This window comes from Bradyrhizobium pachyrhizi, from assembly GCF_001189245.1.
Taxonomy (GTDB): domain Bacteria; phylum Pseudomonadota; class Alphaproteobacteria; order Rhizobiales; family Xanthobacteraceae; genus Bradyrhizobium; species Bradyrhizobium pachyrhizi.
Genome location: NZ_LFIQ01000118.1, coordinates 58,966 through 64,965 on the forward strand (window position 1 = coordinate 58,966; position 6,000 = coordinate 64,965).

At 64.2% G+C, this 6,000-nt stretch carries 9 protein-coding genes; all 9 read left to right on the forward strand.

Annotation, left to right across the window (positions count from 1 at the left end; genetic code table 11):
- The first annotated feature begins 2 nt into the window (after positions 1-2).
- The 9 genes from AKL29_RS34170 (at position 3) to AKL29_RS34215 (ending at position 5,964) form a co-directional block, all read left to right on the forward strand.
- The gene (locus tag AKL29_RS34170; protein ID WP_050387203.1) at positions 3-935 is read left to right on the forward strand and encodes an urease accessory protein UreD; all 933 of its coding nucleotides are present in this window, start codon (positions 3-5) and stop codon (positions 933-935) included.
- Positions 936-964: 29 nt separating this feature from the next.
- Positions 965-1,267: an urease subunit gamma gene (locus AKL29_RS34175; RefSeq protein WP_050387204.1), complete on the forward strand. Its 303-nt coding sequence runs from the start codon at positions 965-967 to the stop codon at positions 1,265-1,267.
- 9 nt (positions 1,268-1,276) lie between these two features.
- Positions 1,277-1,582: an urease subunit beta gene (locus tag AKL29_RS34180; RefSeq protein ID WP_050387205.1), complete on the forward strand. Its 306-nt coding sequence runs from the start codon at positions 1,277-1,279 to the stop codon at positions 1,580-1,582.
- Positions 1,583-1,630: 48 nt separating this feature from the next.
- Complete coding sequence (locus tag AKL29_RS34185; protein WP_082190784.1) at positions 1,631-2,173, forward strand: HD domain-containing protein; 543 nt, start codon at positions 1,631-1,633, stop codon at positions 2,171-2,173.
- The gene (gene ureC / locus AKL29_RS34190; protein WP_050387206.1) at positions 2,170-3,885 is read left to right on the forward strand and encodes an urease subunit alpha; all 1,716 of its coding nucleotides are present in this window, start codon (positions 2,170-2,172) and stop codon (positions 3,883-3,885) included. The genes AKL29_RS34185 and ureC overlap by 4 nt, the downstream gene beginning before the upstream one ends.
- 112 nt (positions 3,886-3,997) lie before the next feature.
- Positions 3,998-4,297: a putative quinol monooxygenase gene (locus AKL29_RS34195; RefSeq protein ID WP_024581875.1), complete on the forward strand. Its 300-nt coding sequence runs from the start codon at positions 3,998-4,000 to the stop codon at positions 4,295-4,297.
- A 24-nt stretch (positions 4,298-4,321) separates the two neighbouring features.
- The gene (locus tag AKL29_RS34200) at positions 4,322-4,621 is read left to right on the forward strand and encodes a putative quinol monooxygenase (protein ID WP_016847276.1); all 300 of its coding nucleotides are present in this window, start codon (positions 4,322-4,324) and stop codon (positions 4,619-4,621) included.
- 7 nt (positions 4,622-4,628) lie between these two features.
- Positions 4,629-5,246, forward strand: a complete 618-nt coding sequence (locus AKL29_RS41330; RefSeq protein ID WP_082190785.1) for an urease accessory protein UreE — start codon at positions 4,629-4,631, stop codon at positions 5,244-5,246.
- On the forward strand, positions 5,227-5,964 hold the full coding sequence (locus AKL29_RS34215; protein WP_050387209.1) for an urease accessory protein UreF: 738 nt from the start codon (positions 5,227-5,229) through the stop codon (positions 5,962-5,964). The genes AKL29_RS41330 and AKL29_RS34215 overlap by 20 nt, the downstream gene beginning before the upstream one ends.
- Positions 5,965-6,000 lie beyond the last annotated feature (36 nt).

The following is a 6,000-nucleotide window of genomic DNA, read 5'->3' on the forward strand; positions in this document are numbered from 1 at the left end:
GGATGCGGACCGGGATCGCAGGCGCGGCAGCGGCAACGTTTGCGGCAAACCGCGCCCAGGGTGCGGTCCGGTTCGGCGTGCATCTCAAGGATGGCGCCACCCGCCGCGGCGACCTGCATGAGTCCGGCTCGCTGCGCGTCCGCTTCCCATCGCCGGAGGACGACGGCCTCTCGGCCATGTTCGTCAACACCGCCGGCGGCATTGCCGGCGGGGACCGCTTCGAGATCGCGGTCGCGGCCGGCGAGGGCGCGCGTTTGACGCTGACCACCGCGGCGGCTGAGAAGGTTTACCGGGCGCCCGTAGCGTTTTCGAGCGAAGTGGTTGCCGGTTCGCGTGAAGAAGACGCGTCCAAAAAAAATGAGGGCTTGGTGCGATCCGATCCGATCGCAGCATGCCCCGCGGCGGCACGGCTCGACATCGCGCTGACCGTTGCCGCAGGCGCGCATCTCGCCTGGCTGCCGCAGGAAACCATCCTGTTCGACCGTGCCCGCATTCACCGCAGCTTCGACATCGACCTTGCCGAGGGTGCCTCGCTCCTGCTGTGTGAGATCGTGGTGTTCGGCCGCGCCGCGATGGGCGAGACCATGCGCCATGGCGAGTTCGTCGACCGCTGGCGGATGCGATGCGGCGGCCGGCTGGTGTTTGCCGAGACCATCCGCCTCGACGGCGAGATCGGCGAGAAGCTCGCGCGACCCGCGATCGCGGGCGGCGGCTGCGCGATCGGCACGGCGCTGATCGTGCCGGGCGACGAAGCCCTGGTCGAGCGCATCCGCGAGGCTTCGGACAGCCTCAGTGGCGAAGTCGGCATCTCCGCCTGGAATGGCTTTGCAATGGCCCGCTTCTGTGCCCAAGATGCGGCCCGGCTGCGCGCCGACATGATGACGGTGCTCGGCCGCGCCTCCACTGTCCCGCTGCCGCGGCTTTGGCTCAACTAGACCTCTCAAAGAACGATCAGAGTGCTCGCATGAATTTGTCTCCCCGCGAAAAGGACAAGCTGCTGGTATCGATGGCGGCCATGGTGGCGCGCCGCCGGCTCGAGCGTGGCGTCAAGCTGAACCACCCCGAGGCCATCGCGCTGATCACCGATTTCATCGTCGAGGGCGCGCGCGACGGCCGCACCGTCGCCGAGCTGATGCAGGCCGGCGCCAAGGTCCTGACCCGCGCGCAGGTGATGGATGGCATCCCGGAGATGATCCATGACATCCAGGTCGAGGCAACATTCCCCGACGGCACCAAGCTCGTCACCGTGCACGAGCCGATCCGATAGGAGCGCGACATGATCCCCGGCGAACTCTTCATCAAGGACGGCGAGATCGAGCTCAATGCCGGCCGCAAGACCGTGACGCTGTCGGTCGCCAATTCAGGCGATCGCCCGATCCAGGTCGGCTCGCACTACCATTTCTTCGAGACCAATCCGGCCTTGAAGTTCGACCGCAAGAAGGCCCGCGGCATGCGCCTCGACATCGCCGCCGGCACCGCCGTCCGCTTCGAACCCGGCCAGACCCGCGACGTCCAACTCGTCGCACTCGCCGGCAAGCGGGTCATCCATGGCTTCCGCGCCGAGGTGAAAGGGAAGCTGTGACGCGATGGCCTCTGACAGGAAGCTCGCCGGCCGTTAGGAGGCGATGATATGTGGATGCACCCGATCCGGCTTGTCTCCGAAGCCGCCGAGTTCGCTGCGCAGCATCATGCAGGAATGGCGCGCAAAGGGCGCGGCGACGAGCCTTATGTCAATCATCTTGCTGAAGTGGCAAATCTACTTGCGACCGCGATGGATGGCCGGGACGCCGAACTCATTGCGGCAGGCTGGCTACACGATACGATCGAAGACACGGCTGTGACACAGGAAGAGCTCGCGCAAAAGTTCGGCGAGCGTGTTGCCGACCTGGTGGCAGAAGTGACCGACGACATGCGGTTGCCCAAGAGCGTGCGTCGTGAATTGCAGATCGTGCACTCGCCGGCCAAGTCACCCAGCGCGAAGCTCATCAAAATTGCCGACAAGATCAGCAATATTCGCGCGCGCATTCATGCCGATCCAAACGCAGACGAGCGCGCGGATCTCACCGATTACGTCGACTGGGCAGAGAAGGTTGTCGCGGGTTGTCGCGGCGGCAACGCAACTCTCGACCGCATGTTCGACGATACCGTCAAGCTTGCAAGGAGCACGCTGTGAGCACGAAAATCAAGCGTTCCGTCTATGCCGATATGTTCGGTCCGACCACCGGCGACAAGGTGCGGCTCGCCGACACCGATCTGATCATCGAGGTCGAGAAGGATCTCACCACCTATGGCGAGGAGGTGAAGTTCGGCGGCGGCAAGGTGATCCGCGACGGCATGGGGCAGTCGCAGGTGACCAACGCGCAGGGCGCGGCCGATACCGTCATCACCAACGCGCTGATCGTCGATCACTGGGGGATCGTGAAGGCCGACGTCGCGATCAAGGAGGGCATGATCGCGGCGATCGGCAAGGCCGGCAATCCCGACATTCAGCCCAACGTCACCATCGTGATCGGTCCGGGCACCGACGTGATCGCGGGCGAGGGCAAGATCCTCACCGCCGGCGGATTCGACAGCCACATCCATTTCATTTGCCCGCAGCAGATCGAGCACGCGCTGATGTCCGGCGTCACCTCGATGCTTGGCGGCGGCACCGGTCCGTCGCACGGGACCTTCGCCACCACCTGCACGCCGGGCCCATGGCACATGGGGCGGATGATCCAATCGTTCGACGCCTTCCCGGTCAATCTCGGCATTTCCGGCAAGGGCAACGCCTCGCGCCCGGCGGCGCTGGTCGAGATGATCAAGGGGGGCGCCTGCGCGCTGAAGCTGCACGAGGACTGGGGCACCACGCCGTCGGCGATCGACACTTGCCTTTCCGTGGCCGACGATTACGACGTCCAGGTGATGCTGCATTCGGACACGCTGAACGAATCCGGCTTCGTGGAGGATACAATCAAGGCTTTCAAGGGCCGCACCATCCATGCCTTCCACACCGAAGGCGCCGGCGGCGGCCACGCACCGGATATCATCAAGATTGCCGGCCTGAAGAACGTGCTGCCGTCCTCCACCAATCCGACCCGGCCGTTCACCCGCAACACGATCGACGAGCATCTCGACATGCTCATGGTGTGCCATCACCTCGATCCGTCGATCGCCGAAGACCTCGCCTTCGCCGAGAGCCGGATCCGCAAGGAGACCATCGCCGCCGAGGACATCCTGCACGACCTCGGCGCGCTCTCGATGATGTCGTCGGACTCGCAGGCGATGGGCCGGTTGGGTGAGGTCATCATCCGCACCTGGCAGACCGCCGACAAGATGAAGAAGCAACGCGGGTCGCTGCCGCAGGACAAGGGCAACGACAACGACAATTTCCGCGTCAAGCGCTACATCGCCAAATACACCATCAACCCCGCGATCGCGCACGGCGTGTCGAAGCTGATCGGCTCGGTGGAGAAAGGCAAGCTCGCCGACCTCGTGCTGTGGTCGCCGGCGTTTTTCGGCGTCAAGCCGGATTGCATCATCAAGAGCGGCTCGATCGTGGCGGCGCCGATGGGCGATCCCAATGCCTCGATCCCGACGCCGCAGCCGGTGCATTACCAGCCGATGTTCGCGGCCTTCGGCAAATCGCTGACTGCATCCTCGGTGGTGTTCACCTCGAAGGCCGCGGTCACCGGCGGTCTCGCCCGCAAGCTCGGCATCAGCAAGAAGCTCTACGCGGTGCAGAACACCCGCGGCAAGATCTCCAAGAAGAGCATGATCCACAACGACGCGACGCCCGAGATCGAGGTCGATCCCGAGACCTATGAGGTACGCGCAGACGGCGAACTGCTGACCTGCGCGCCGGCCGAGGTCCTACCCATGGCACAGCGCTATTTTATGTTCTAAAACCCGTCCCGGTAACCAGAGCGTTTTCGAGCGAAGTGGATTTCCGGTTCGCGGAAAGAAAACGCGTCAAAACAAGACTCAAGCCAAAAAGAGAAAACCGGGAGGAATTTCCGTGATTTACGTCGTTGCTACGCTGACCATCAAGCCCGAGACCCGCGCCGAATTCATCGCTGCGGCGACGGCCTGCATCAAGGAAACCCGCAAGGAGCCCGGCAACATCGCTTACGATCTGCATGAGAGCGTCACCGACCACAGCAAGATGGTGTTCGTCGAGCAGTGGGAGAACGCGGAGGCGCTGGTACCGCATCGCACCGCCGAGCACATGAAGACGTTCGGCCGGGTCGCGGTGAAATGCATGGCCGCGCCGCCGAAGATCGAGGTGATCACGCCCGAGAAGGTCGACGTTCGCTAACGAGAAAAAGAAGGGAGATAATCCATGATCTATGTCATCGCCACCACGCCGATGAAGCCGGAGAACAAGGACGACTTCATCAAGGGGCACAAGGCCTGCACGGTCGAGACCCGCAAGGAGAAGGGTTGCATCTCCTACGACGGCAATGTCAGCGTCAACGATCCCAACCTCTATGTGGTGGTCGAGCGCTGGGAGAGCCGCGAGGACCTCAACGCCCATGCCAGGGCGCCGCACATGAAGGTATGGCGCGAATATTCCGCTAACATGAAGACCGGGCCGACGGTGATCGAGATCATCAGCGACGCCAAGGTCGAGAAGCTCTGAGGCATCGATGATCCGCGCCACCAAGGTCCTGGGACAGCATCGCTGGACGGAAGCGCCAGCCGACACCGTCGTGCTCGATTTCGACGACCGGCACCGGCGGCGGATGGTGATGTCAGGGACGCGCGGGCTCGAATTCCTGCTTGATCTCGAAAACGCCGTCGCGCTGCGCGGCGGCGATGCCTTGGTGCTGGAGGACCGTCGTCTCGTCGAGGTGGTCGCAGCTCCCGAGCCGCTGGCGGAAATCCGCGGCAGCGATCCGCATCATCTGATCCGGGTCGCCTGGCATCTCGGCAACCGTCATCTGCCGACCCAGATCATGCCGAAGGGATTGCGCATCCGCAGGGATCACGTGATCGAGGCGATGGTGAAGGGGTTAGGGGCCCGTGTCATCGAGATCGAGGCACCGTTCGATCCCGAGGGCGGCGCCTATGCCGAGCATGCGCATGCCGACGAGCACGCGCATGGTCACACCGGGCACGATCATGCCCACAGCCATGCGCATGATCACGGTCACCACAATGGCCATGATCATGGGCCTGACCATGACCACCACCATCATCATGATGAGCATTGCGAGCATGCTCATCATCACCACGACCACTCCCATGCTCATGACCACAAATGAGCCTGATCCCGCCGCGATGCGCGGCGGGATGGCGGAGGACGAGGCGGCCGCGCTGTATCGGCTGATGACGTGGCTGTCGCCGTCCTTTCCGGTGGGGGCGTTCGCCTATTCCAGTGGCATCGAATGGGCGGTCGAGGCCGGCGACATCACGGATGCCGCGTCGCTGCGCGATTGGCTCGCCGCGATGCTTTCCGACGGCAGCGGATTTTGCGACGCCGTGTTTCTCGCGCAGAGTTTTCGTGCGGCGTTGCAGCCCAATCATGCCGGGCTGAAGGAGATCGCCGAACTTGCCGCGGCCTTCGTGCCGTCGCGCGAGCGGCAGCTCGAGACCACGACGCAGGGGCGCGCCTTCATCGAGATCGCCGGTGCCGCGTGGAATTCGCCCGACCTCGACGCGATGATCGCGGCTTGCGAGGGCCCTGTCGTCTACCCCTTGGCGGTCGGCATCGTCAGCGCTGCACACGGCATTCGGCTTGCGCCGGCGCTGCACGCCTTCCTGCATGCCGTGACCTCCAACTGGATTTCCGCGGGCAGCCGGCTGATCCCGCTCGGGCAGACCGCCAGTCAGCGCGTGCTGGCCGATCTCGAGCCGGTCGTGGCAGCGACCGCGGCGGGGGCCAATGCGGCCTCGCTCGACGATCTCGGCGGCGCGACCTTTCGCGCCGATCTCGCAAGCCTGCGTCACGAGACGCAATACACGAGGCTGTTCCGGTCATGATGGTCTCACCGTCGTCCCGGCGAAAGCCGGGACCCA